At 44.9% G+C, this 26,028-nt stretch carries 24 protein-coding genes; 7 read left to right on the top strand and 17 right to left on the bottom strand.

The window, feature by feature from the left end; genetic code table 11:
• Together BQ5796_RS02105 and BQ5796_RS02100 are read right to left on the bottom strand one after the other, a co-directional pair.
• A complete protein-coding gene (locus BQ5796_RS02105) occupies positions 1-792 on the bottom strand; it encodes an ABC transporter permease (protein WP_071458763.1) in 792 nt (263 codons plus the stop codon).
• Positions 792-1,796 carry an ABC transporter ATP-binding protein gene (locus tag BQ5796_RS02100; protein WP_071458762.1) on the bottom strand — a complete coding sequence of 335 codons (1,005 nt, stop codon included), beginning with the start codon at positions 1,794-1,796 and terminating at the stop codon, positions 792-794. Before BQ5796_RS02100 ends, BQ5796_RS02105 begins: the two co-directional genes overlap by 1 nt.
• Before the next feature lie 148 nt (positions 1,797-1,944).
• On the opposite strand from BQ5796_RS02100, the gene BQ5796_RS02095 reads away from it, so the two are divergent.
• A complete protein-coding gene (locus tag BQ5796_RS02095) occupies positions 1,945-3,240 on the top strand; it encodes a glutamate-1-semialdehyde 2,1-aminomutase (protein ID WP_071458761.1) in 1,296 nt (431 codons plus the stop codon).
• Positions 3,241-3,252: 12 nt separating this feature from the next.
• Here the strand turns inward: BQ5796_RS02095 and BQ5796_RS02090 are convergent, their stop codons facing one another.
• On the bottom strand, positions 3,253-3,432 hold the full coding sequence (locus BQ5796_RS02090; RefSeq protein WP_141769919.1) for a hypothetical protein: 180 nt from the start codon (positions 3,430-3,432) through the stop codon (positions 3,253-3,255).
• Positions 3,433-3,554: 122 nt separating this feature from the next.
• Between BQ5796_RS02090 and BQ5796_RS02085 the strand changes: the two genes are divergently transcribed.
• Together BQ5796_RS02085 and BQ5796_RS02080 are read left to right on the top strand one after the other, a co-directional pair.
• Entirely contained in the window at positions 3,555-8,015 is a 4,461-nt protein-coding gene (locus BQ5796_RS02085) for a glutamate synthase-related protein (protein ID WP_071458759.1), read from the top strand.
• A 378-nt stretch (positions 8,016-8,393) separates the two neighbouring features.
• On the top strand, positions 8,394-9,476 hold the full coding sequence (locus BQ5796_RS02080) for an FUSC family protein (RefSeq protein ID WP_071458758.1): 1,083 nt from the start codon (positions 8,394-8,396) through the stop codon (positions 9,474-9,476).
• Positions 9,477-10,467: 991 nt separating this feature from the next.
• On the opposite strand, the gene nikC is transcribed toward BQ5796_RS02080, so the two are convergent.
• The 10 genes from nikC to fabL form a co-directional block, all read right to left on the bottom strand.
• Complete coding sequence (gene nikC / locus BQ5796_RS02075) at positions 10,468-11,367, bottom strand: nickel transporter permease (RefSeq protein WP_071458757.1); 900 nt, start codon at positions 11,365-11,367, stop codon at positions 10,468-10,470.
• A gap of 11 nt (positions 11,368-11,378) precedes the next feature.
• Positions 11,379-12,383 (bottom strand): ABC transporter permease, encoded by a 1,005-nt coding sequence (locus BQ5796_RS02070; RefSeq protein ID WP_071458756.1) that lies wholly within the window; start codon positions 12,381-12,383, stop codon positions 11,379-11,381.
• Between the two features lie 80 nt (positions 12,384-12,463).
• Positions 12,464-14,047 (bottom strand): ABC transporter substrate-binding protein, encoded by a 1,584-nt coding sequence (locus tag BQ5796_RS02065; RefSeq protein ID WP_071458755.1) that lies wholly within the window; start codon positions 14,045-14,047, stop codon positions 12,464-12,466.
• Positions 14,048-14,141: 94 nt separating this feature from the next.
• Positions 14,142-15,110 (bottom strand): ABC transporter ATP-binding protein, encoded by a 969-nt coding sequence (locus tag BQ5796_RS02060; protein WP_071458754.1) that lies wholly within the window; start codon positions 15,108-15,110, stop codon positions 14,142-14,144.
• Complete coding sequence (locus BQ5796_RS02055; protein ID WP_071458753.1) at positions 15,103-16,095, bottom strand: ABC transporter ATP-binding protein; 993 nt, start codon at positions 16,093-16,095, stop codon at positions 15,103-15,105. The genes BQ5796_RS02060 and BQ5796_RS02055 overlap by 8 nt, the downstream gene beginning before the upstream one ends.
• A gap of 308 nt (positions 16,096-16,403) precedes the next feature.
• Positions 16,404-18,155 (bottom strand): ABC transporter ATP-binding protein, encoded by a 1,752-nt coding sequence (locus tag BQ5796_RS02050; RefSeq protein ID WP_071458752.1) that lies wholly within the window; start codon positions 18,153-18,155, stop codon positions 16,404-16,406.
• A 94-nt stretch (positions 18,156-18,249) separates the two neighbouring features.
• On the bottom strand, positions 18,250-18,780 hold the full coding sequence (gene ntdP, locus BQ5796_RS02045) for a nucleoside tri-diphosphate phosphatase (RefSeq protein ID WP_071458751.1): 531 nt from the start codon (positions 18,778-18,780) through the stop codon (positions 18,250-18,252).
• A gap of 204 nt (positions 18,781-18,984) precedes the next feature.
• A complete protein-coding gene (locus tag BQ5796_RS02040; protein ID WP_071458750.1) occupies positions 18,985-19,239 on the bottom strand; it encodes a YgaB family protein in 255 nt (84 codons plus the stop codon).
• A 153-nt stretch (positions 19,240-19,392) separates the two neighbouring features.
• Positions 19,393-19,569: a gamma-type small acid-soluble spore protein gene (locus BQ5796_RS02035; RefSeq protein WP_071458749.1), complete on the bottom strand. Its 177-nt coding sequence runs from the start codon at positions 19,567-19,569 to the stop codon at positions 19,393-19,395.
• A gap of 75 nt (positions 19,570-19,644) precedes the next feature.
• A complete protein-coding gene (fabL, locus tag BQ5796_RS02030) occupies positions 19,645-20,391 on the bottom strand; it encodes an enoyl-[acyl-carrier-protein] reductase FabL (RefSeq protein ID WP_071458748.1) in 747 nt (248 codons plus the stop codon).
• Positions 20,392-20,502: 111 nt separating this feature from the next.
• Between fabL and BQ5796_RS02025 the strand changes: the two genes are divergently transcribed.
• The gene (locus BQ5796_RS02025; protein WP_071461107.1) at positions 20,503-20,727 is read left to right on the top strand and encodes a hypothetical protein; all 225 of its coding nucleotides are present in this window, start codon (positions 20,503-20,505) and stop codon (positions 20,725-20,727) included.
• Positions 20,728-20,943: 216 nt separating this feature from the next.
• On the opposite strand, the gene mutY is transcribed toward BQ5796_RS02025, so the two are convergent.
• On the bottom strand, positions 20,944-22,035 hold the full coding sequence (mutY, locus tag BQ5796_RS02020) for an A/G-specific adenine glycosylase (RefSeq protein ID WP_071461106.1): 1,092 nt from the start codon (positions 22,033-22,035) through the stop codon (positions 20,944-20,946).
• A 169-nt stretch (positions 22,036-22,204) separates the two neighbouring features.
• On the opposite strand from mutY, the gene BQ5796_RS02015 reads away from it, so the two are divergent.
• Positions 22,205-23,185, top strand: a complete 981-nt coding sequence (locus BQ5796_RS02015) for a metal-dependent hydrolase (RefSeq protein ID WP_071458747.1) — start codon at positions 22,205-22,207, stop codon at positions 23,183-23,185.
• Between the two features lie 42 nt (positions 23,186-23,227).
• Here BQ5796_RS02015 and BQ5796_RS02010 read toward each other — a convergent pair whose 3' ends face one another.
• Entirely contained in the window at positions 23,228-23,497 is a 270-nt protein-coding gene (locus BQ5796_RS02010) for a YfhJ family protein (RefSeq protein WP_071458746.1), read from the bottom strand.
• Between the two features lie 119 nt (positions 23,498-23,616).
• On the opposite strand from BQ5796_RS02010, the gene BQ5796_RS02005 reads away from it, so the two are divergent.
• Positions 23,617-23,793, top strand: coding sequence for a small, acid-soluble spore protein K (locus tag BQ5796_RS02005; protein WP_071458745.1), 177 nt, complete (start codon positions 23,617-23,619; stop codon positions 23,791-23,793).
• A gap of 33 nt (positions 23,794-23,826) precedes the next feature.
• Here BQ5796_RS02005 and BQ5796_RS02000 read toward each other — a convergent pair whose 3' ends face one another.
• Entirely contained in the window at positions 23,827-24,162 is a 336-nt protein-coding gene (locus BQ5796_RS02000; protein ID WP_071458744.1) for a YfhH family protein, read from the bottom strand.
• An 88-nt stretch (positions 24,163-24,250) separates the two neighbouring features.
• On the opposite strand from BQ5796_RS02000, the gene BQ5796_RS01995 reads away from it, so the two are divergent.
• Positions 24,251-24,925 carry an SDR family NAD(P)-dependent oxidoreductase gene (locus BQ5796_RS01995; protein WP_071458743.1) on the top strand — a complete coding sequence of 225 codons (675 nt, stop codon included), beginning with the start codon at positions 24,251-24,253 and terminating at the stop codon, positions 24,923-24,925.
• A 234-nt stretch (positions 24,926-25,159) separates the two neighbouring features.
• Here the strand turns inward: BQ5796_RS01995 and recX are convergent, their stop codons facing one another.
• Positions 25,160-25,972 (bottom strand): recombination regulator RecX, encoded by an 813-nt coding sequence (gene recX / locus BQ5796_RS01990; RefSeq protein ID WP_071458742.1) that lies wholly within the window; start codon positions 25,970-25,972, stop codon positions 25,160-25,162.
• Between the last annotated feature and the right edge of the window lie 56 nt (positions 25,973-26,028).

Below are 26,028 nucleotides of genomic sequence, written 5' to 3'. Positions count from 1 at the left end.
TTACCCTCCTTGTATGACAAGACGTTTTTTCGCAGCAATCCAGAGCAGCCTAACCGGAAATACGAGGAGAATTACCCAAACTGCCTGAGTAAATATTCCTTGCAATGCCTCCTGACCAGTGAAACCCTCTGTAAATATCATGCTCGGAATATAGCTGATCCCTTGGAAAGGAAGAAACCTCATCACATCTTGAGCCCAAAGCGGGAAAAAGCTGATCGGGAGGAGAAGTCCTGACAACAGTTCAATGATGACTCTTTTTGCCCTGATAAGACCGGCATTATTATAAAGAAAGAATGTGGTAATTCCCGTCAGCAGGTTCAACTGGGTGTTAATCATAAAACTGAGCAGGATGGACAGCCCAAACAGCCCCCATGTTGCAGCATCCCCAGAAAACTCCATTGGAAAAATCAATGCGACAATCACCATTCCTGGCAGGGAGAAGAAAAACAGCCGGAAAATTCCTTCCCCAAGACCTTGCATCGTCTTCATCACCATATAGCTATAAGGGCGAATCAATTCAACGGCAACCTTACCTTCTTTTATCTCCATCGCCATTTCCCTGTCAATGTTATTGAAGTAAAAAGCCCTAGCCATCCAGGAAACAGCGACATATGTGGTCATCTGCACTGCTGAAAGACCTTCGATTTCACTTTTTCCTGAATAGATCGCGTTCCAGAGAAAATAATAAGCCCCGATGTTAATGCTGTAGATCAAGATGCCTGTGTAATAGTTTGTCCTGTATGCAAGCATCATCAAGAAGCGAATCCTAATCATCTCGAGATACTTGCCCATTACACCATCCCTCTTTCATATATATTCCGGACAATTTCCTCTGTCGATGGCTCATTGATCTTCACATCTTTTACTTTCAGCGAAGCTACCGTTGCTGCAATAATTTGAGATACTAGTTCGTCGTCATCTCCTGTCACAGTTTTAAAAACCTGGCTTTTTTCGTCTTTCTCCCACTTAACAGGAAGTCCTTTCGTGATAGCTTCAAGCCTGGCAAGCTCCGGGCTTTCCAAGAACTCAAACTGTATTTCGCGTCCTTCCGCCCACTTTTCCTTCATCCTTCTTAGGCTGCCATCATAAATGATGTTCCCTTCATCAAGCATGACAACGCGCTCGCACAACGCTTCGATATCCGTTAAATCATGTGTCGTCAACAGTATGGTTGTATTATATTTTTCATTGATTTCCTTGAGAAAGTCGCGAATCTTTAGCTTTACAAGCACATCCAGCCCAATCGTCGGCTCATCAAGAAACAGTAGAGGCGGATTGTGGATCAGTGCGGCAGCAAGTTCACAGCGCATTCGCTGGCCAAGTGAAAGCTTCCGCACAGGCCTATCAAGCAGCGGTTCAATATCGAGCGTCTTGATGACATGGTCCATGTGGCTGTTATAATCTGCATCAGAAACCTTATACACTTTTTTCAGGAGCCGGAAAGATTCCTGTACAGCGATGTCCCACCAAAGCTGCGAACGCTGCCCGAACACAACACCAACCGTACGGACGAATTTCTCCCTCTCCTTATGCGGATCCATTCCATTCACAATGATTTCGCCTGATGTCGGGGTAAGGATGCCTGTCAGCATTTTTATCGTTGTTGACTTCCCGGCGCCATTCTCGCCGATATAACCAACCATTTCACCTTGCTTCACCGTAAAACTGATATCATTCACAGCGGGCACGATTTTATAATTCCTTGTAAAAAGGTCGCGAAACGCGCCCTTTAATCCAGCCCGGCTGGAGTACGCCTTGAACTCTTTCCTTAAATCTTTCACTTCGATGGCATTCATTAACTTTCCCCCTGCCTAATCTCTTACCTAACAAAATAGTTTAACCAAACAGCCATATTAACTCAAATCTTCGGCCTCCAAAAAACTCGCAATAATTATCCCACTGTGTAAATATATTAAATAGATAAAGGATATTAGGAGGATGAAAGTGGAAAGACAAAATTCAGAAAGAATACATAAGGAAGCATTGCAGCACATCGTCGGAGGCGTTAACAGTCCTTCCCGGGCATACAAGGCAGTAGGCGGGGGCGCACCGACTGTGATGGAAAGGGCTCAAGGGCCATATTTCTGGGATGTAGATGGAAATCAGTATATTGATTATCTTGCAGCCTACGGGCCAATCATTACAGGTCACGCTCATCCTCACATCACCGAAGCGATCAAAAAAGCGGCAGAGACTGGCGTGCTTTACGGAACCCCTACTCCACATGAAGTGAAGTTCGCAAAAATGCTAAAGGAAGCAATGCCAAATCTTGATAAAGTGCGGTTCGTCAACTCCGGAACGGAAGCTGTCATGACAACAATCAGGGTAGCACGCGCCTATACAGGCCGAGACAAGATCATCAAGTTCGCAGGCTGTTACCACGGCCACTCCGACCTTGTTCTTGTCGCCGCGGGCTCTGGCCCTGCCACGCTTGGGACTCCTGATTCTGCCGGCGTGCCAAAGAGCATCGCACAGGAAGTGATTACTGTTCCTTTCAATAACATTGAACCATTCAAGGAAGCTCTAGATAAATGGGGAAGCGAAGTAGCCGCTGTCCTCGTGGAACCAATCGTCGGCAACTTCGGGATTGTCGAGCCAGAACCAGGGTTTCTCCAGGCAGTAAATGATTTGACGCATGAAGCAGGAGCATTAGTTATCTATGATGAAGTCATCACAGCTTTCCGGTTTATGTACGGCGGAGCGCAAGATCTACTTGGCATCCAGCCTGACCTTACTGCTCTTGGAAAAATCATTGGCGGCGGACTGCCGATTGGCGCCTATGGCGGCAAAGTAGAAATCATGGAAAAAGTCGCCCCGCTAGGACCAGCATATCAGGCTGGTACGATGGCAGGCAACCCTGCTTCCATTCTTGCAGGTATCGCCTGCCTTGAAGTGCTGAAGCAGGATGGTGTGTATGAATACCTTGACAAGCTTGGAGCAATGCTTGAGAAGGGGATCCTTGCATCAGCAGAAAAACATGGCGTCCCCATCACCATCAACAGGCTGAAAGGCGCACTCACCCTTTACTTTACAAACGAAAAAGTAATCAATTACGAACAGGCTGAAAACACAGATGGAGAAATGTTCGCGCGCTTCTTCCAGCTTATGCTCGCACAAGGCATCAACCTCGCTCCATCGAAATATGAAGCATGGTTTGTGACTATTGCCCACAGCGAAGAAGATATCGAAGCAACGCTACATGCAGTGGACAGTGCTTTTTATGCATTGATGAATGAATAATTATTCATATTTCTATTCAAAAAGGAAGCTTTCATAGCTTCCTTTTTCTTTTTGCATACTCCAGAAAGCGTTTACATAACAAGGATTCGTTTTTCCAACCTCATCTCCCCCTAACCTTTCCATATCCGAAATAATGTATAAATAATTGATTTCTGAAAATTCATATGATAAAATTTGCTTATTATTCTGCAAAATCATCTACCCCCTCGATGTATTGCCCCTAACCGGCTAAAGCCGGCAATCTTTTTTACCAATTACTAAATCTATAGGAGGTGAATCGGCTAAAAAGGAGCTTCCTTTGCAAGCCGGAAACTATGACACAGCCATACAGCCCATCCCTTTTCAAAGATTTTCATAAAGAGGAGCATGACGCCTGCGGTATTGTAGCATGTATTGAAAAAAGAAAGATTCCCACACGGGAGAATATCTATCATTGCATAGATGGACTCGTCACGATGAACCATAGAGCTGGCTTCATCAACGGCGAAGGAGACGGTGTCGGCATTCATATCGATATCCCCCGTGCACTATGGAAAAAGAAGCTCACCGCGGCTGGACTTGACTCTTCTGCAGCGGAAAAAGATGATTTTGTCGTAGGCCATGTCTTTCTTTCAAAGGAGGCAGACGCGAAAGAAGTAAAGGTTGAGCTGACGGAAAAACTGGCAAAACACGGAATGAATATATTTTTCGAGACTGATAAAGTAACAGATTCTTCTGCGCTTGGTCCAATTGCTATCCAGGAAAACCCTGTATTTTGGCAATTTGCTTGCCTGGCACAAGGAAAAAATCTTTCTTCTTCTATTTTCGAAGCCATCGTAGACATGGAAAAAAATCTTCACGTGCATGTAGCATCGCTTAGTCAGCACCATGCTGTATACAAAGTAATGGGAGCGGGCGATATTTTACCAAAATACTATCATGACTTGGCAGACCCGCTCGTTGCTTCAACAATGACTCTAGGTCATAACCGCTATTCGACAAATACACTCTCGAGCTTTTTCCGGGTTCAGCCTTTCAGCATACTCGGACATAATGGTGAAATCAATACGATTACAAGGCTTCGAGATGAAGCAAGAATGGCAGGAATTCCCCTCGTTAGCGAAGGCAGCGATTCCCAGGATCTGAGCAGGACGATTGAAACCTTTATTTGCAGGCATGGCTACTCCCTCTTTGAAGCAATGGATCTCTTATTTCCGCCCATTATCAGCGAGATGAAAGTATATCCAGAACATCTGCAGGACATGTACACGTATATGCGTGAAGCTTGGGGTCATTTTGCTCAAGGACCTGCTGGAATCATTTCCCGTTTCGGGGACGAGGCAGTATTCAGTGTCGATGCTCTTGGTCTCCGCCCTGTGTGGATGGTTGATATTGAAAACTCTTACCTCTTTTCCTCAGAGCCTGGAATCATTCCTTCTGAAGATTATACGGGAGAACCGAAGCCTCTATCACCTGGGGAAAAAGTTGGTCTAAAATGGGATGGAGACAATATTAGAGTCTATCATCATCGCGAATTTCAAAACGAAGTATATAACAGATATAGCAAGAAAGTATCGCTTGAACAGACAAGACATCGTTTGAATACTCCTACACTAGTAAAAACTGTGACAATGAGATATCCCGAAAAAATTCATAACGGTCAATATAAAGCATTTGGCTGGGAGCGCGACCACATCCAGCTGATTGAGCAAATGGCGGAAAAAGGCGTGGAGCCAATACGCTCGCTCGGTCATGATGCACCTCTGGCAGCCTTGAATCCAGAGAGACGGAACATTGCCGATTTCATCAAAGAGAGCGTTGCGGTTGTAACCAATCCTGCTATCGACAGAGACAGGGAAACAGAACATTTCTCGACCCGCACGATTCTCGGGAAACGGCCAGATTTATTTTCAGCCGAGGCTGGCAGCACCGTTGTCGAGCTTCTTACGCCTTTGCTCATGGAAGGAAAGGCTGGGTATGAATGCTCTTCGACAACAAATCAGCCAAGCTATGACCAGGTTGTTGAACTATTCCGCGGACAAAAGCTTGCAGCGCATATTGAAACAGCATTTAGCGGCGGAGAAAGTATTCCTGAAGCGCTCGATAGACTTGCTTCCGAGGCTGTGACTGCAGTGGAGGAAGGAAAAAGTCTCATCATTCTCGATGATGCTTTCGCTCACCAAGAAAACAAGTATTGGCTAGATCCTCATCTAGTCACATCTGCGGTTGACAGTGCGCTTGTCAAAGCAGGATTCAGGCGGGATTGCTCCCTTCTTGTCCGTTCCGCAGCAGTGCGCTCGCTCCATGACATCATCACGCTTCTCGGTCTTGGTGCAAATGCTGTCAGTCCATATTATATGTTTTTAACCGTACTGGACGGTGCGAATCAGCCGCTCCTCAACCTGTACAGTGCTTTGACAAAAGGACTTGAGAAAGTCATCTCAACTATCGGGATACACGAACTGCGCGGTTATGGCAGGCTTTTTTCAGCCGTTGGTTTGAACAGTGATGTAGCAGACGTACTGCAGATCGTCAACTTTTTTGGTAGTCCTGAACTAAGCTATAATTTTTCCTTGATGAAAGATGATGCAATAGCGAGGGCTAACGACTACAAAAATGAGAAAGAGCGAATCGGAAAAACCTTCCACTTGTTCCCACGTATTTGGAAAGCAATTGGCGAGGTAGCAGCGACAGGCGACTACAATGCCTATAAGGAAAAAATCTCTGAACAAGAGGAGATCAACCCAACGACAATCAGGCATCTTGCAAAAGTGAAAGAGAGCGGTTCTGTACTCCATCCAAGCCTAGTAAATATCGGTGTCGGTGAGCACGATTTGCCTTTCGTTATCGCTTCCATGTCATTCGGTTCCCAGAATGAAACAGCATTCAGGGCATACGCTGAGGGTGCTGATAGATTAAATATGATTTCAATGAACGGAGAAGGCGGAGAGCTGAAGGATATGCTCGGCAAATATCCGCGCACCCGAGGCCAGCAAATTGCCTCAGGCCGGTTCGGAGTGAATGCTGAACTTTTGAACTCCTCCAATCTGCTCGAAATTAAAATTGGCCAAGGCGCCAAGCCTGGAGAAGGCGGTCACCTGCCAGGGTCCAAGGTTACGGCTAAGATTGCCGAAGCACGGAATGCGACGATTGGTTCCGATTTAATATCGCCATCGAACAACCATGACATTTATTCGATTGAAGACCTCGCTCAAATGATTACAGAATTAAAAACAGCGAACGATAAGGCAAAAGTGGCAGTCAAAGTTCCTGTTGTACCGAATATTGGCACCATTGCTGTCGGTATTGCAAAAGCAGGAGCAGACATCATCACACTCAGCGGGTTTGATGGCGGCACAGGTGCGGCTAGAATTCACGCACTCCAGCATGTTGGACTTCCAGTAGAAATCGGAGTCAAGGCTGCACATAACGCGCTGCTTGAAGCAGGTATCCGCGACACGGTAGAACTGTGGGCAGATGGCGGACTAAAGAGTGCCAATGACGTTTTGAAAGTTATGCTGCTTGGAGCCAATCGCGTAGGCTTCGGGACGCTAGCGATGCTTGCCATCGGCTGTACGACCTGCCGAGGCTGCCATCTTGATACATGCCATGTTGGTATCGCTACGCAAATCGATTCGGAAGCAAAAGCAAAAGAGCACGGCTTGCGCCGATTTGTTCCAAGAGAATTTGACAAGGCTGTTCAGGGAATCATCAACTTGTTCACTGCTTTTGGAAACGAGCTGCGCGTGCTCGCAGCCGCAGCAGGCATTCAAAACCTTCAAGATGCAGTTGGGCGTTCCGATCTCCTTTTACAAGTAAAAGGGCACGATTTAATGGATCTCGCTTATCTCCTAAAGCCGCTCGAAATTGGACAGTTCACGGCAAAAGAGGCAGCGGCAGCGGCTGAAGAAGTTCCGATGGTCATGGCAGCAGGCGCTGAGTATTTGGATGCAGCGGTGGAAGAACTGCACCAATCACGTGAATTCGAAAAGATCACGTCCCAGCAGCGAGTCCTCGCAAGCAGAGTTTCCTGCCACCGAGTCCGTGGCCGCCTTGATGGTTCTTACAAAAAACTGTCACCTGTCACACTTCAGTACCGCGACTCTATTCTCGGAAATGGTCTCGGCGCCTACAATTCAGAGGGAATTTCCATTGAAGTAGATGGCGGAGGACAAGACGGCGTAGGCAAAACCTCCTTTGGCGGCAAAATCGTAATCCTAAAGGCAAAAGGCAAGGACGGAAATTACTATAACGGTTCTGTCGGAAAAGGATTTGGCTACGGAGCACAAAAAGGACTACTCATCGTTCAAGGGAATGCGGACGCCCGTGCAGGGATTCGCTTATCCGGGGCAGATATGATTATCGGAGGGCTCCTAAGCAAACCGCTTCCTGAAAAAGAAGAAGGAAGCATTGGTTCCTTCTCCAATATTAAAGGGTTTGCATTTGAATATATGACTAACGGCAGAGGTCTTGTACTTGGAGATCCTGGCCCATGGATATGTGCAGGAATGACTGGCGGTGTTGTCTATTTAAGGCTTCAGCCTGAAATGGGCTTATCAAAAGAAGCATTGCAGAGGCGCATCGCGAAAGGTGCCCATGTCGCACTTGAGCCCCTCTCCCAAAAGGGAATTGGCGACGTAACTGAACTTTTAATGAGCTATATCAAAAAGCTAAAAACAAGCGGACAGGAAGAAGAAGCATCGAGCCTAAATGCCCTTCTGCAAAAGCCGCAAGAACATTTCCTGCAAGTAGTACCAGTGAAAGAACAGGCAGATCCATCCGTATCAACGGAATGATGAATGAAGGGGTGCCCAATAAGTCGATTATTCGATTATTGGGCGCCCCTTTTAATGTTAAAGATTATTGCATTTTGAAGTTTGGATAATACAGTGGTTTGATTGGAAATAAAAGAGCAAAAGAGAAAATAGGAACTAGAACAGATAGCGGAGTGTCTACGCTCCCAAGCTAACAATAAAGAGTACCGCCCTATAAAATACATAACTTTTTCACCTTCCTCCTTTTGAAGGGACAGAATTCTTGCTATAATGATGACTTGAACTTCGCTCAGGATTTTTGTATAGTACAGTATTGTTTAACTTGCATAAAATAAGTGAATGAAAAAAGCGCGCACATGCTTTTTACCATTTTTCTAAAAAAGAAAGGAATCATCTCTTATGAAACTTGGAGCGAGGATCTTCAAAACAGGAATTGCGATCATCCTTTCGCTTTTCTTGGCAGACATTCTAAATTTCCCGTCTCCCGTTTTTGCAGGTATTGCTGCAATATTTGCCGTTCAGCCTACAATTTACCGTTCTTATTTATCCATCATCGAACAAATACAAGGCAATCTGATCGGCGCTTTAATCGCAACGGCTTTCGTGCTGACACTCGGAAATAATTTTTTCATCGTCGGGCTGGCCGCAATCATTGTCATCACCTTGAACTTGAAACTAAGGCTCGAAAATACCATCTCCCTCTCCCTCGTTACATTGATTGCCATCATGGAAACGCCGGGCGGAGAGTTTATCGAGTTCGCCATTATCCGTTTTTCCACTATCATTCTCGGGGTTGTATCAGCATTCATCGTCAATCTTGTCTTTCTGCCTCCAAAGTATGAAAGCAAGCTTTACAACCGCAACGCTATTCTTACAGAAGAAATTACCCGGTGGATTCGGATTTGTACAAGACACGCTTCCGAGCACCAACCCCTTAAGGGAGATATCGAATCGCTAAAGGAAGCAACCTTCAAGCTTGATCAAATCTACATGCTATACAAGGAAGAGCGGGAATATTTCAAAAAGAACAGCATTGCAAAAGCCCGCAGACTCGTTGTCTACAGACAGATGATCACCACAACGAAAAAAGCGCTCGAAACCTTAAAGCGCCTGCATCGGTATGAAAATGAGTACTCGCATATTCCCGAGAGCTTCCAGGAAGTTCTCCAGCAACAGCTTGATGTGCTTGTCCACCACCATGAACAAGTGATGCTGAAATTCATCGGGAAAGTCAGGCCTGAAGCAATTTGTATGGATGGGCAACCTTGCCTTGATAAAAAAGAACTGTTCAATCTGTTCCTCGAACAGCAGAAAAAATTGGCTGATACGGACAGGGCCATTCTCTACCATGTCATGCAGCTCGTCTCAGTTATCATGGAATACGCAGAGCAAGTCGAGCACCTTGATACCCTTGTAACTAGTTTCCTTTCGTTCCACAAGGACGACCGCGAAGTAAAAATTGAAACTGAAAGAGAAATATAATTGAACCAATCTTTTTTCCTGTCATCACTGGAAAGAAGATTGGTTTTTTATTATTTTTATGAGGTAAAATGAGATGATTTCGTCAAGTAGCTATCATATTAGACGATTTGAGAATTTAACTCGAAACGAACCCTCACTCCAAGGGATCCTCCACCAAACTCCATTCCCGCACAAAACCTTAAAAATTGTCATTTTGATTTAGTTTTTGAGGCTGAAGGGTCGTTGCTCTGGAGCTATTGTTGGAACGGAAGCTAGTGTGGAACCGATTACACAAGGGTTTCGTGCTCCTCCTGAAGTCTCTCTGATAAGCTTATCTACGGTAAATGTCATTTTTTCTACGGTAATCGGCAGTTTATCTACAGTAAACCGCCATTTATCTACGGTAACTCAAGTTTTATCAACAGTAGCTATCATATCAGAACCATTTAAGGTTTTTACTGGAAACACTCCCTCACTCCAAGGGATCCTCCACCAAACTCCATTCCCGCACAAAACCTTAAAAATTGTCATTTTGATTTAGTTTTTGAGGCTGAGAGGTCTGTTTTCGTTGCTCTCGAGCTGTTGTTGGAACGGAAGCTAGTGTGGAACCGATTACACAAGGGTTTCGTGCTCCTCCTGAAGTCTCTCTGATAAGCTTATCTACGGTAAATGTCATTTTTTCTACGGTAATCGGCAGTTTATCTACGGTAAACCGCCATTTATCTACGGTAACTCACGTTTTATCAACAGTAGCTATCATATCAGAACCATTTAAGGTTTTTACTGGAAACACTCCCGCACCCCAAGGGATCCTCCACCAAGCTTCCTTCCCGCACAAAACCTTAAAAATTGTCATTTTGATTTAGTTTTTATGAGGCTGAGAGGTCTGTTTTCGTTGCTCTCGAGCTGTTGTTGGCCTTGTGGTAGCATCAACGGAAATCAACAAGGGTAGCACAAGCAAACTTCTTCAGCTTTAACCAAATAAAAAAGCGCCCTAATGGACGCTTTTTTATTAGTTCTTCATCCGCGGATCAAAGGCATCCCTTAATCCATCACCCATCAGATTGAAACCTAGGACCGTCAGCATGATTGCAAGTCCAGGAAATACCATTGTCCATGGCGCTTCAATCATGAACTGCTTGGCATCGGAAAGCATTTTTCCCCATTCAGGATTCGGAGCCTCTGCGCCGAGCCCGAGAAAACCAAGGGCCGCAGCTTCGATGATTGCAGTCGCGATAGCAAGTGTTCCTTGGACAATGATTGGTGCAATACTGTTCGGCAGTACATGGCGGAACAGAATCCTGCTGTCCTTCATCCCGATTGCCCGAGCAGCCACGATATACTCCTCTTCTTTCACGCTTAATACCCTTGCTCGTATCAGCCTGCCGAAGTTCGGTACGTTGATGACAGCAATTGCGATCAAGGCATTTTGCAGGGATGGGCCGAGTACTGCCACAATTGCGATTGCCAGAAGAATGCTTGGGAATGCGAGCATGATATCAAAAATTCTGCTAATCACACTATCAATCCACTTCCCATAGTAGCCAGCAACAATACCAAGCAAACACCCCACCGCCATCGATGCAACGACAGAAAAGAAGCCTACCCAAAGGGAGATTCGCGCACCATAGACAACTCGCGAAAGAATATCTCGGCCGAAATCATCCGTCCCGAACCAATGCTCTGAAGAAGGAGCCTGGAGACGTTTTGCCATCGCCTGTTCATTAATACCGTTCGGTGCGATAAGCGGAGCAAATATCCCAATCAATATAAACACCAGGACAATGATGCTTCCAGCGAGAGCAAGCTTATTCTTCCGGAAGCTTCTCCACGCTTCCCGCCAAGGGGAAAGCGCTTTTTCCTCCGCAACAGCCTGGAATTGCTGCGGCTGTTTCTGTGTCAAGATTTCCATGCTGCTACCCCCTAGCGATATTTAATCCGCGGATCGATTGCTGCGTACAATAAATCGACAACGAGATTAATCAAAACAAAAATAAGTGCAACAATTAAAATGCCGGACTGGATGACAGGATAATCCCTGTACCCTATTGCTTCATAAATATATCGGCCGATTCCCGGCCAGCTGAAAATCGTTTCCGTCAAGATAGCTCCTCCTAAGAGCAACCCTGTTTGCAAACCAATAACAGTTAATACAGGGATGACAGCATTTTTCAAAGAATGCTTGTACACCACCCAGAACATGCTCATCCCTTTCGCCCTTGCCGTCCGAATGAAATCAGAACGCATTACTTCAAGCATCGTAGAACGAGTAATCCTTGCGATGATGGCCATTGGAATGGTCGCAAGCGCGATAGCAGGAAGCACTAGATGCTTCAGGACATCTACAAACTGGTCAAACCTTCCTTGCAGCAGCGTATCAATCACATACAGATGGGTAAACGCCTCAACCGGATTCCTGACATCATCCCTTCCCGATGTTGGAAGCCACTCTAAATTATAGGAAAACACCCACTGTTCCATCAGTCCAAGCCAGAAGATAGGAACGGATACTCCAACTAGCGCAAGGATCATAGCAGTGTAGTCAAACCAGGAATTTTGGAACCAAGCGCTGACAATACCTGCGTTCACGCCAACCAAAATCGCTATGAGCATCGCGAAAAAAGAAAGTTCAATCGTTGCAGCTAAATAAGGCCAAATTTCTGCCGAAATTGCAGTCTTCGTCCTTAGTGATTCACCAAGATCCCCTGTCACAAGCCCCCCAAGATACTGAAAATATTGGATGTACCACGGTTCGTCGAGACCGAGATCTTTTGAAAGTTCGGCAATTGCCTCCTTTGTCGCAAGCTGACCAAGAATAACTTGGGCAGGGTCACCCGGAATTGCCCTGATCATGAAAAATACAACGAGGGAAAGCCCGAGCAGTACTGGGACAAGGGAAAAAACCCTTCTTACGGAATATGCGAGCATGCTTTCACTCCTTTAAGCTGTCTCAATAGCTTTCAGAGGAAAAGGGAGCCAATGATTGACCTCCCTTCTCCATGAAGTCATTATTTTTTCATTTCAACGTTCGATAATAGGTCAGATCCTGTTGGATGCGGTTTAAAGCCTTTGATTTCAGCCTTTCCAGCAAGCGCAGGCTTGGAGTGGACAAGCGGAATCCATGGTGCATCATCCTTGATGATTTCCTGTGCTTCCTTATAAAGCTTTTCGCGTTCACTTTGATCGTTTGTTGATTGAGCCTTTGTAAAAAGTTCATGGACTTTAGGGTTCTTATAATACGTATAGTTGTTGCTTCCGATGCTATCCTCATCAAGCAGAACATAAAGGAAATTATCTGCATCGCCATTATCGCCAGTCCAGCCTAAGAGGAACGTATCCGCTTCGCCTTTTCTCGCTTTTTCAAGGTATGTCGGCCATTCGAAGCTCACGATCTTGGACTTTACGCCCACTTTTTCAAAGTTTGATTGAATTGCTTCAGCAACCTTTTTGCCATCAGGCATATAAGGACGGGCAACAGGCATTGCCCACAGCTCGATTTCAAAGCCTTTCTCGTAGCCTGCTTCCTTCAGTAACTGCTTCGCTTTTTCCGGATCGTACTCATAATCTTTCACAGCGTCATTATAGCCCGCAACCGTTTCTGGCATTGGGTTAACCGCTGCCTCTGCTGCTCCCGCATAGAAAGCATCGATGAGCGCTTTTTTGTCGACAGCATAGTTCAATGCCTGACGAACCTTTTTATCTTTTAGCGGTCCGCGCTCGTTATTGAGGCCAAGGTATGCCACATTAAGAGATGGACGGAAGAATGCCTGCAGCTTATCGTTCTTTTTAATGCTATCTACATCGCTGAAGTTTACTCCATCGATCAAGTCTACTTCACCAGTATTCAGCGCATTTAGTCGAGCTGAATTCTCAGGGATGACGCGGAAAATGACAGAGTCCAGCTTTGGAAGGCCCTTTTTCCAATAGTTCTCGTTTTTCACAATTGTCACTTTGTCATTGCGCTTCCACTCTTTGAATTTGAATGGTCCTGTTCCTGTCGGATTCTCAGCAAACTTATCGCCATGTTTTTTGATTGCTTCAGGGCTTGCAATTGCGAATGGAGACATTGCAAGATTTTTGTAAAAAGGTGCAAGCACACGGTTCAGCGTGAATTCAACAGTATGCTCATCCACTGCTTTCACTTCTTTCATAACATCGCCAAATTGGGAATTATAATAATAAAAACGCTCTTTGTTTCCGGCTTTCCAGCGTTCAAAGTTAAACACAACTGCCTCAGCGTTAAAATCAGTGCCATCATGGAACTTGACGCCTTTTTTTAGCTTCAGCGTATGCTTCAGTCCATCATCTGACTCTTTCCAGCTCTCAGCTAAACCAGGCTCAATTTCTGTATCCTGCTCTCCGAAGTTAATCAAGGTTTCATATATATTTTCTGTTACTTTAAAAGATTCACCTTCCGTTGTTACCGCAGGATCAAGCGATTCTGAATCTCCCCCACGAGCAAAGACAAGCGTCCCGCCTCCACTATTTCCCCCGCCTTCTGTTCCCCCGGAAGATGACTTGCCGCAACCTGCCATGCCCAGCGACAGCAGCAAGACGAATGCGATCAGCAAAAGACCGTATTTCTTTTTCATTGTTTTCCCCCTCTGTTTTTATGATTGCTTAGTTCGGAGACTAACTCCTTGTATATCATCTATGCGGCCATGCCCTTTTCCATTCCTGTCAAGATTATGGATAAAGATGGCACGCCGCAAAGTGACCCGCTGCAATTTCCTTTAATGCCGGCCTTTCTATTTCACAAACTGCCATACATTCCTTGCACCTTGTATGGAACGCACAGCCTTGCGGCGGATTCTCAGGGCTTGGCATGTCACCTGTTAACAGTTCCCGCATTCGCTTCACATTCGGATCAGGTACCGGAACTGCACTTAGCAGCGCTTTTGTATAAGGATGGAGCGGTTTTTCATAAAGACGATCAGCTTCCGTTATTTCAACAAGCCTGCCGAGATACATGACTCCCACTCTATCGCTTATATGGCGAACGACTCCAAGATCATGAGCAATGAAGACGTATGTCAATTGAAATTCTTCCTGCAAGTCTTCCAGCAGGTTTAAGACTTGCGATTGAATCGAGACATCGAGCGCAGATACCGGTTCATCCGCGATGATGAGCTTCGGGTTTGTCATCAGCGCTCTTGCAATCCCAACCCTCTGTCTCTGTCCGCCGCTGAACTGATGAGGATAACGTTTGGCATGATAGGAGCTAAGACCGACAACCTCCAACATTTCCCGGACTCTTTGCTTGCGTTCGGCTTTTGTCCCGATGCCATGCACAATCAGCGGCTCTTCAAGAATTTGTTCGACAGTATGCCTCGGGTTAAGCGATGCAAAAGGGTCCTGAAATACCATCTGCATATCTTTTCGGGTTCGGCGCATTTCGTTTGCGTTAAGATTGACAAGCTCCTTCCCATCAAAACGGACAGTCCCTTCTGTCGGCTCGAGTAACCGCATCAGCATCCTGCCAGTAGTCGACTTCCCGCAACCTGACTCGCCTACTAGTCCCAAAGTTTCCCCTTTTTTCAGCGTAAAACTGACACCGTCTACCGCTTTAACATCTCCTGTTTTTTTTCCTAAAAGACCGCCAGTCAACGGAAAGTACTTTTTCAGCCCTTCCACTTCTAAAAGGACATCACTCATGGCTAACCCCTCCCGGTTCATGCAGAAAACAGCGAACAGTATGGTTATCTCTTTTTCTATAAAGCTCAGGATGATCACTTGAGCATCTCTCGAAGGCAAATTCGCATCTCGCTGCAAATCGGCATCCTTTCGTGATGGACCCTGGCTTTGGAACGTTCCCGGGAATCGAGTACAGCCTTTCCTTACCTCCCCTGATATCAGGAAGAGATTTTAATAGGCCTAAAGTGTAAGGGTGTGCCGGCTCATTGAAAATGTCCTCCACTGTCCCTTCCTCGACTACCTTGCCGGAATACATGACAATCACCCGCTGGCATAATTCCGCTACTACGCCAAGATCATGGGTAATCATGATGATGGCCGTATCGAGTTTTTTATTCAAATCCCTCATCAGCGAGAGGATTTGCGCTTGGATTGTCACATCAAGCGCTGTTGTCGGTTCGTCTGCAATCAATACCTTCGGGTGACAGGAAAGCGCCATTGCAATCATCACGCGCTGCCTCATTCCTCCTGAAAGCTGGTGCGGATATTCCTTCATCATTTTTTCTACCCTCGCTAGACCGACTAGCTTCAGCATTTCCTGGGCTTGGCTGCGCGCTGATTTTTTATCCATTTTCTTATGTATCAACAGCGCCTCCATAAGCTGGTCACCAATCGTAAACAACGGATTAAGGGAAGTCATTGGTTCCTGGAAAATCATCGCAATATCATTTCCCCGGATTTTCCTCATCCGCTTTTCTTCAGCAGTAACAAGGTTCTCGCCGTCGAGTAATATCTCTCCTCCAACAATTTTTCCTGGTGGCTGGGGGATCAACTTCATAATGGACAGGGAAGTGACGCTCTTTCCACAGCCCGATTCTCCTACAATCCCCAGGATTTCTCCTTTATTCACAGAAAAGCTGACATCATCGACAGCCGGGATTTCCCCGCTATCTCCTAAAAAAGAAGTTTTCAGTTGTTTAACATCCAAAACGGGAGTATTTAACACTCTATGACTCCTTTCTATGCTTACATATACTGGGACAATGTTCTTCTTTATTTTAATGGAAAGATAACTAATCGTCTAGATATTTTTCAGATTATTTTAAATGTTTAAAATAATATTGCGCAATAAAAAGAACCGAAGCGTTAGCTGCTCCGGTTCCTGCTGTTGTTCAAGTATGTTCTTTCCCTATTTTTGAGACGGAATTTGTTACCTGCCGGAATTCAAGTAAACTCGAAAAACCCGGAAAACACTTTCTTCTTTATTTGATTGGTTATCCCATTTTTTCTCCCATTTTCACTGTATCTGCACTGCTACTCTTTCCCTAACTCCTGTACTTGAAAAAGATTATAATAACTGCCACTTTGGGCCATGAGTTCTTCATGGGTTCCTATTTCAACAATTTTTCCATGCTCAATCAAGACGATTCTGTCAGCATGAGTGATGGTCGAGAGTCGGTGGGCAACAATGAAGGTCGTTCTGTCTCTTGCCAGCGTCTCAAGGGATTCTTGGATGGCGTGTTCGCTTTCAAGATCTAGTGCCGAGGTTGCTTCATCAAGAATCAAAATTGGCGGGTTCTTTAAAAAGACTCTAGCAATCGCAATTCTCTGCCGCTGCCCACCTGACAGACGCACACCCCGTTCGCCCACTTTCGTTTCATAGCCTTCCGGAAGGGAAAGGATAAATTCATGGGCATTGGCTGCCTTTGCTGCTTCGATTACTTCTTCGTCTGTAGCATCCGGTTTTCCGAGGAGGATATTCATTTTAACAGACTCGCTGAAGAGAATGTTATCCTGCAATACAATACCGATTTTATTGCGTAGAGACTGGATTTTTAACGTTCGTATATCCTGTCCGTCTAATTCGATACTTCCATCCGTGACATCATAAAACCTTGGTATAAGGCTTACTAGAGAAGATTTCCCTCCGCCGCTCATTCCCACAAATGCTGTCGTCTCGCCTCGACTGACTTGTAGATTGATATTTTCAAGGACGGAAGCCCCCCCTTCTTCATATGCAAAGCTAACGCCGCGAAAAGCGATATTCCCCTTAAAGCTAGTCAGTTCAACTGCATCCGGTGAATCTTCAATATCATATTTTTCATCCATCAATTCAAACACTCTGTCCATTGACGCAATGGATTGCGTAATGGTCGTTGACGAATTAACCATTCTCCTAAGAGGATTGTACAGCTTGTCAATATAAGCGATGAAAGCCACCATCGTCCCAATTGTGAGATTTCCATGAATGACCTCATAAGCGGAATATCCAATGACGATGAGCGGCGCTATATCTGTGATCGTATTGACCACCGCGAATGCCTTGGCATTCCAGCTCGTATGATCCAATGCTTTTCTTAAAAAATTGCTGTTATGCTTGGCAAAACGCCCCTGCTCCTCTTCTTCGATAGCAAAACTCTTAATAACCGGCATTCCTGCCACCCGTTCATGCAAATAGCTCTGTACTTCTGCAAGGGCCTGGGAACGAGTGCGAGTCAGTCTCCGTAAATTCCCGAAGAAATAGCGGATGGAAAAAGCGTAAAAAGGAAAAAGCACTAGAGATACGATGGTCAGCTTTATATTCATCGTAAACATAATTCCAACCGCGATCACGATGGTCGCAGCATCAAGCCAAAGATTCATCAGTCCAGTGATAACAAAAGCCTTTGTCTGCTCGACATCATTGATGACCCGTGAAATCACTTCCCCTGCCCTCGTCTTCGAATAATACTTGAAGCTGAGCTTTTGAAGATGGGTGAAGAGCCTGTCCCTGATGTCATAGAGAATCCTGCTCGCCGTCCATTGGGCGAAATATTGGCGATAGTATTCGACAGGCGGGCGCACTACAACGAAAACAACAATCATTACCCCCATGACGCCGAGAAGTTTGTTCACTTTTTCTGGATCCGTCAAATCGTCATTGCCGATGACATCATCAACAACATATTTAATCAAAAGTGGTATCAGCAATGGAATGGCAAATTTCAGTATTCCGATAACGACCGTTCCGGCAATTTGCCATTTGTAAGGTTTTACGAATTCCAGATACCTGTAGATGCTCCCCAAAATAACTCTCCTCATTTCCCTGGAAAGACATGCTTGCCTACAAATAAAAACCTGTTGAAATGTTTCAACAGGCAATTCTTTTAACATAGCTTAATCAACGCCTATAAGTCAAATAGCGCTCATACCAAATATCGATAAAGTCTGGAGCAAACGGACCTTTTCGCTGTCTAATCCAATGGATCAGCTTTTCCACATTATACTTAAGGATCTGGTCAATAACTTCCGGGTATTGCATTTCCCTGCGGTGGCGCTCATATTCATCTTCATCCAGCAGGTTGAAGGTCATATCGGGAAAAATCTTAATATCAAGATCGTAATCAATATATTTCAACGCTTTCCCATCGAAAATGAAAGGAGAGCTAATATTGCAGTAATAGTAAACGCCATCTTCCCTAATCATCCCAATAACATTAAACCAGTGCTCTGCGTGGAAATAGCAGATTGCAGGTTCCCGCGTTATCCATGTTCTCCCGTCTGACTCTGTAACGACAGTACGGTCGTTTCCGCCGATGACGAGGCTCTGAGTTCCTTTCAGTACAGTTGTCTGCTCCCAAACTCTATGGATGTGCCCATTATGTTTATAGCTATGTATTTGTACGGATTCACCTTCAACGGGTACGCCCATCGTTTTCTCCCCTACTTTCCTGACCACAAGCTTTTGAAACCTGTCGCTGTTTAGTAATCTGAAAAAATTTCATAAACCAAAAGACCGCATAGCTTTTCCATTTTTTATTATTATAACGGTTAAAGCGAGAATTTAAAACAAAAGAGCCGCGTTTTTCGTCAACGCAGCCCTGTAAAATATGGATATTTTCTGTCCGCTGCCCTTTTAACGGGCTGAAAAACTCAATTCCTGATAGGAGCGAATCACTTCATCTGTCTGCTCTTCGAATTGTCTATGGATATCCAGTAACTCGGCTTTCATCTTATCGATATCCGTTCTGACTTCCTCTAGTTTTGCTTCTTCTCTGAGTGCAAGGAGTTGCTCCTCCACCTGCTGGCAGCGTTCTATTTCCGATTGGAGGTATATAAGCTTCTCCATCGTCCTCATTTGGACAGAAACCAAGTCATTGAACTGATCCACGCTCTCCACCGCCTGTCTTTTTTTTCACTGTATGTATTTCTCCTCCGTATAAAAAAAACCTTTGACTAGTTCTGTTGAGGGGTGAAAACCTTTGTCGAAACTTACAAATAAAAACGCCCTCCCAAAGGAGGACGCTTTGTGGTGATGTGATAATTAGCTGTTTTGTGACTTATTAGACTCAGCTTGCTGGTTTTGACGCCTTACTTCTTGAGCATTGGTTTCGCTAGCGAACTCAGTGCCAAATTGGCCGCCTTGGGAAGCTTGAGCATTTTGCTGACGCACTTCCTGAATGTTTGTACCAGATTGAGTTTGGTTTGATCTTTTTGCCATTGTTATCACCTCCACGACTATTAATGTAACCAAGTCAAGGGATGATATTCGCTTTTATTTTTCCAATTTATTCATTTAAACAAGAAGAGAAATACCGCCATCGACGATGATAGTCTGACCGCAAATCATGCCGGATTCTTCACCGAGCAGGAACATAACGGCATTTACGATGTCTTCCATTTCAACCATTCTTCCTGCAGGTGTTTTGCTCCTTGCTTCCTCTAAAAGCTCCTCGCGGTTCGGAAAATGAAGCAAAGCCTCCGTATCCACTGCCCCGCCAGAAACGGCATTAACACTGATGTTCTTTGGTGCCAATTCCACCGCCAAATACCTTGTCAGCGCTTCAAGGGCCGCTTTTGACACACCTACTGTTGTATAATTTTCCAAGTAGCGAATAGAGCCAAGAGAGCTAATGCTCACAATTTTTCCGCCACCGGCTTCTTCCATTAATTTCGCCGCTTCCTGGGCGCAGAAGAGCAACGCCTTGCTGTTGATGTTCATTGTCCAATCCCAGTGAGATTCCTCCAGTTCCATCGCAGGGCGAAGCACTCCAGAAGCCGCATTGTTGACAAAAATATCGAGGCGTCCAAACTCCTCTCTAATCTGTTCGAACATTGCTTTGATTTTAGTTACGTCCCCAACATTTGCTTTTACGACGAGTGCTTTTCTCCCAAGCTTTTCTACTTCTTCTGCTGTTTCAAGCGCTCCCTTTTTACTTCGTGCATAGTTGATGACAATGTCATATCCTTCATTAGCAAGACGGAGAGCGATCCTTCTTCCAATTCCTCTGCTGCTTCCAGTTACAAGTGCCACTTTTTGCATAGACTTTTTTCCTTTCTGAAGTTGGTGGTTACATTGTAGCTTTTATTGGTATATAAGACAATGAAGAGCACCACAATAGTAAATGTCAAGCATAGGGAAAGGATGATTGCAGTGTATGTAGGACGAGACTTAACGGAACTGACGATGATGCCAAGAAGCGAATGGAGAGACAGCGAACTCGCATTCTTTCACAAGTCAATGCAGCAGGTAGTGCCATATTTGAATGCGGAAGGCCAATCCCTTCATAGACAGATTGTCGAGGAGATCGAGAGCCGCGGCGGAATGGGTCGAAATGAGGCTGACTATACCCACGGAACAACACCAACGTATGATTGAAGAAGGAATAAAGCCGACATATCCTCTTTCTATATATTGATTGGAGCGGAAGCGTGAGAACCCTGCGGGATCAGCGTGAAAGGTGAAAGCCCACAGGCGCTCCTCGGCCAAAGAGCGTCCGTACACCCTGCTTAGTATGAATCTCCTTGATCCGAATTCAAGAGGGACTTTAGCAGATAGATTTAAAGGACTTTTTCAGTGGCCTCATGATAGGTTTTACGGCGTTTTCCTCCACTCATCATACAGCTTAAGAATTTTTTGATGCGATACAGGCATAGCATACTCTGCTAATTGTGCTCGAGAAACAAGCTTGCAATTGTCTCCTAGTTCAAACGGCTCCACCAAACACCCGGCAAAAACCCGTATATTCCAGATTAAATGAGTAAACACATGCTGAATGTCTTCCGGAAGCCTCGAGAGCGTTGGGGCTGACTTATATTCCCCACCAAGATAATCTTGGAGCTGACCACGCTCACCCGGATAAGAGGCGCTCACCTCCGTATTAGGAAACTCCCATAAATTTCCCAACAAGCCAGTAGCAGGCCTTTTTCGAATAAGGAGCCTGCCTTCCTCATCATGAAGTAGAGCTGCTGCGAGTTCCACCGTTTTTTGCTTCTTCTTTTTCGACTTGACAGGAAGCTCTTGTGCGGCACCTTGCTCATACGCTTCACAATGGCTATTAACAGGGCATAGTAGACAAGATGGGGATGTTGGTGTGCAAATAAGCGCGCCAAGCTCCATCAGCGCCTGATTGAAATAGGAAGGATTGCCATGGTCAATCAATTGGCGGACAGCTCTTTCAAACGTCTTTCGCGCAGAAGGTTTTGCAATATCTTCGTAAATGAGCAGGATCCTTGAGAGCACGCGCATAACGTTTCCATCTACAGCTGGCTCGGGCTTTCCATATGCAATGCTAAGCACCGCACCAGCAGTATATGGGCCAACTCCCTTTAATGTCGAAATGGCTTCCGGGGTATCAGGAACTTTACCTCCATACCTTTCCTTAACTTCGCGAACAGCTGCCTGGAGATTTCTTACCCTTGAGTAGTAGCCTAGACCTTCCCATGCCTTCAGCACTTTTTCTTCATCCGCTCCTGCAAGGGCATCGATTGATGGAAATTGTTCTAAAAAGCGAGTAAAATAAGGAATGACGGTATCTACTTTCGTTTGCTGCAGCATGACCTCTGATACCCAAACTTTATATGGATCCTGGTCCTTTCTCCAAGGGAGGTCCCTTTGCTCCCTTGAAAACCAGTCTATCAAATCTTTTTGAAAGGCCTTGATATCGATATCTTCAACTATTTCCATCTCTTGGTTCTTCACTTTTGCTCCTCCATATGTTAAACATACTGCAAAATAGGGAATATATTATAGTAACGATTCCGCTTTTTGTACCTACCGTAAACCAAATTTTTTACATTGGCAAGGAATAAAACATTTCCATCTACATTCATAACCCGAGAAGGGGGGTTTTCCATTGGATACCGGAACACACGTCGTTATGGGACTCGCATTAGGAGGTCTTGCAACACTCGACCCCGTCGTTGCAAGCAGTCCAGTGACAGCTTCAAGTGTCCTTGCCGCAACGATTATCGGATCGCAAATTCCCGATATTGATACCGTTCTTAAATTGAGAAATAATGCAGTGTATATCCGGAATCATCGGGGGATGACGCACTCGGTGCCGGCTGTTATCCTTTGGCCGCTGCTTATAACAGTCGTCATCCTGCTTTTCAGCCCAGACGCAAATCCTCTCCATTTGTGGATGTGGGCGCAGCTGGCAGTATTCCTCCACGTATTCGTGGATATTTTTAACGCATATGGAACACAGGCGCTGCGGCCATTTTCACCAAAGTGGGTAGCTCTTGGAATCATCAACACATTTGATCCGTTCATCTTTGGACTCCATGTCGCAGGATTGCTATTATGGTTGTTCGGCGCTAATCCCGGCTATACTTTCCTTGCTGTCTATGCTGTGCTCGTCTCTTATTACATCAACCGCTATCTATACAAACGGAAGTTAATGGGCATAGTGAGGGAAATGATTCCAGACGCAACAGAAATTATCATTGCGCCAACAATGCGCTACCATCAATGGAGAGTAGCCGTCATGAACAGACACCAGTTTTTCGTAGGGAGAGCGCATCGCGATAATGTGAATATCATTGACCAATTCGACCGAGTTCCTGTCCCAGAAACGCCTGTATTGAAAGCAGCAAAAAAGGACGAGAATCTATCAGCCTTCCTTTCATTTTCACCGGTATACAGGTGGGTACTTGATGAATATCATGACCATTACGAGGTCAAATTCATCGATCTCCGCTATCGAAGCAACGGCCACTATCCTTTTGTAGCAGTCGTCCACCTGGATAAGGACCTTCACATCATGAGCTCCTATACCGGCTGGATATACAGCGAAGAAAAGCTGCGAAAAAAACTGAATTTCTTGCCAGGATGATGCTCGCAGGAAAAAAACGATGCCTCCTGTGGGCATCGTTTTCTAAAGAAGATTTTTCTCATCCTGCTCAAGGTATTTTTTATATTTAGGATTTCTTGCAACAAATTCATGGAGCTTGTCTCCATAATGCTCTATCCATTGGCGGACAACTTTTTCGGTCATTTCGCTTCCAAGGTATTCCCTACCTGCTTTAGCCGAAGTTGTTTCGAAGTCATCCCATAAAAGTTCTACCCATGTCAATGCTTGCCCACGGGAGATCTCGTTGTTTTTTTCAAGCAGCAATTCAACAAGATTCTCTTTATAATCGTTCACTTTTGTTACCTCCATGGTATTTTTTTTACTGGCTTAAAAGTGATAATGTACTGTGCTCTAACGGATACTATAGGAGCGTGTAATTTTCACGCTAGACTATCGCACCGAGGAGGCAGAGCATGCGGAATAAAGCCAAGGATTTTCCCGAAATGAACGGCAACAGGCTGGAAGGCCAGCCACGTGCCAAATCGCAGTATGCATCGAAAAGGGCTGATGGAACAATCAATACCCATCCGCAGGAAAGAATGTTTGCTTCATCTCACCGTGAAGACGACAGCGCCATTCCGAAAAAATAGACCTTAGGTTTGCGCCAGGCCGATAGATTACATTCATTCCTGGTCTGGCGCTAATTTTTTCAAAAGGCTGATAGGAAGTGCTTCTTCCTCCCTTGCACCTCCAAGTCTATACCCCCATGCAAAAACGCCATTTATATAATCTATTTTGAAGTAAGCTCCTGGATCTCCTTCGATTTCGAATAGTTCCCCTGGCTTGAAGTCTTCTGGGTTGAGCAGATATGCTTTCGCCATTGCAGCTTTGCGTTCAAGCACTGCTAGCTCGTTCACCATTCCCATTTGCTCAGCCTTTCTCGCCTTTTCCCGCAACGTGGCAATCTCCTGCTGTAATTCGTACTCTGTGTACTGACTGTAGCGTTTTTCATGTGACATTTTTTTCACTCCCTGATTCTTCTATGTTTCATCATACTCAATTTTAAGCTATAAATAAAGAAGGCATTCCAATAAGGAGGACAACAAAATGAAAACAATCATAATCACCGGTGGAGGCTCTGGGCTCGGTAAAGAACTCGCATTGCTGCTTGCACAGGAGGACTTCCACATCGTCTTGGCTGGCAGGCATGGAGACAAGCTAAAAGCAGTACTAGAACAAATCGAGGAAGCTGGCGGTAGTGCTTCTAGCCTTTTGCTTGATGTCCGAAATCCTGATGATATTAAAGAGAAAATGATGGTACTTAACAAAGCATACGATCTATATGGACTCGTAAACAATGCTGGCATCGGAATATTCGGTCCTTTTACAGAATCAACGGACAAAGAACTGGAAGACAGCTTCAAAACAAATGTCTATGGCCCTCTTACCATGACAAAAGCTCTTCTTCCCTATCTTGAGAAAAAAGAGGAAGGATTAATCCTCAACATCATTTCAACAGCAGGACTACGGGGAAAGAAAAATGAAGCAGTCTACTGTGCAGGAAAATTTGCACTGCGAGGTTTTACGGAAAGCATGCAAAAAGAGTACGCAGGCACAGGCATCCGCTTTGTCGCAGCATATATGGGCGGGATGAACACACCATTCTGGGAAGGGAGCAACCATGTTGACCCAACAAGCTTCCGTTCTCCGCGTGAAGTGGCGGAAATGATTGTCAATGAACTTGATAAGGAAGAGATTATCATTGAATCTAAAAAATCATAACCCTCTTTCGTTAATTCGTTATATGTAATTAGATGAAGTAAATCAATCATATGATGCAGGTAAGAGGCGAATACTCCGGCGGGAGCGCGGCCTTAGGGAAGACCCCCTGAGAGGCACCAACGGCCAAGGGGGCTTCCCGGTCCATCCTTGGAAAAGTGAAATGCCTAAAACAAAAATTATCTTCCCTTTTTACTAAAAATAAATGTGAGTGGATAATGCTGTGAATGATGATGGCTACTTCCACCCATCCTCCATTTCATCAATATAGCGATCAATTAAATCAAGCGGGAATCCTTTTTGGTAAAGGCCTTGCTTGATTTTTTGCCTTAACAGAAAACCTTCAAGCTTATGGTATTTTCGCTTTAATTTCTCCCCTTGGATGGTGAGTGCCGACATCTCGTCTTCTTGCTTGCCTATCTTTATTTCCTTTCGTGCAATTGCAATAATATTAAAAGGGTATCCTTTTCGCTGGAGATGAAGCTCAATCTTCTGCTTTAACACCCTAGTGGAGTCTTTCATGTTTTTGGCAGCTAGTTTGTTTCCAAGCTTGGCAGCTTTTTCTATTTGAAGTTCTTTCTTAAACTCCGCAAGCGCTTCTTCTGACATTTCCCCTTCAATTCCCTTTTCTTTTAGCTCTCTTCTAATCGTATTCGGTCCTTTATCTGTTGTGTTCATTTGCGTCCTTGTATAGGCGAGCGCAAATTCTCTATCATCTAAAAAACGAAATTCGTACAATTTATTGATAGCAGCATCCATGACAGTATCTGCTATTTCTTTTTTTTTCAGATATTCACGAACCTCTTTTTCCGAGCGCATGCGATGGGATAAATAGTGAACTGCGTGATTATAGGCTTTCTGCACATCTTCCTGGAACATGATGTCCGCAAGCGGGAGGTCACTTAGTTCCATCCCTTTTTTTAAGCCGTATCGTATTAAAGTGCTCTCATCTACAGAAAAGGCGTATTCCTCTCCTTTTGCAGATTCAATAAATATGCTATAACGCTCTTTGTTATGCTTTTGAACTGCGATTTTTGCTATTGTCGGCATTCTATCACCCCTCCTAAATGTAACATATTGAAAAAAGGTTTTCCGGCAGAATGTGT

Origin of the sequence: Bacillus massilinigeriensis (assembly GCF_900111815.1) — a bacterium.
Taxonomy (GTDB): domain Bacteria; phylum Bacillota; class Bacilli; order Bacillales; family Cytobacillaceae; genus Mesobacillus_C; species Mesobacillus_C mediterraneensis.
The sequence above is the reverse complement of the archived record's forward strand: the minus strand, read 5'-3'. Positions and strand labels throughout refer to the sequence as shown.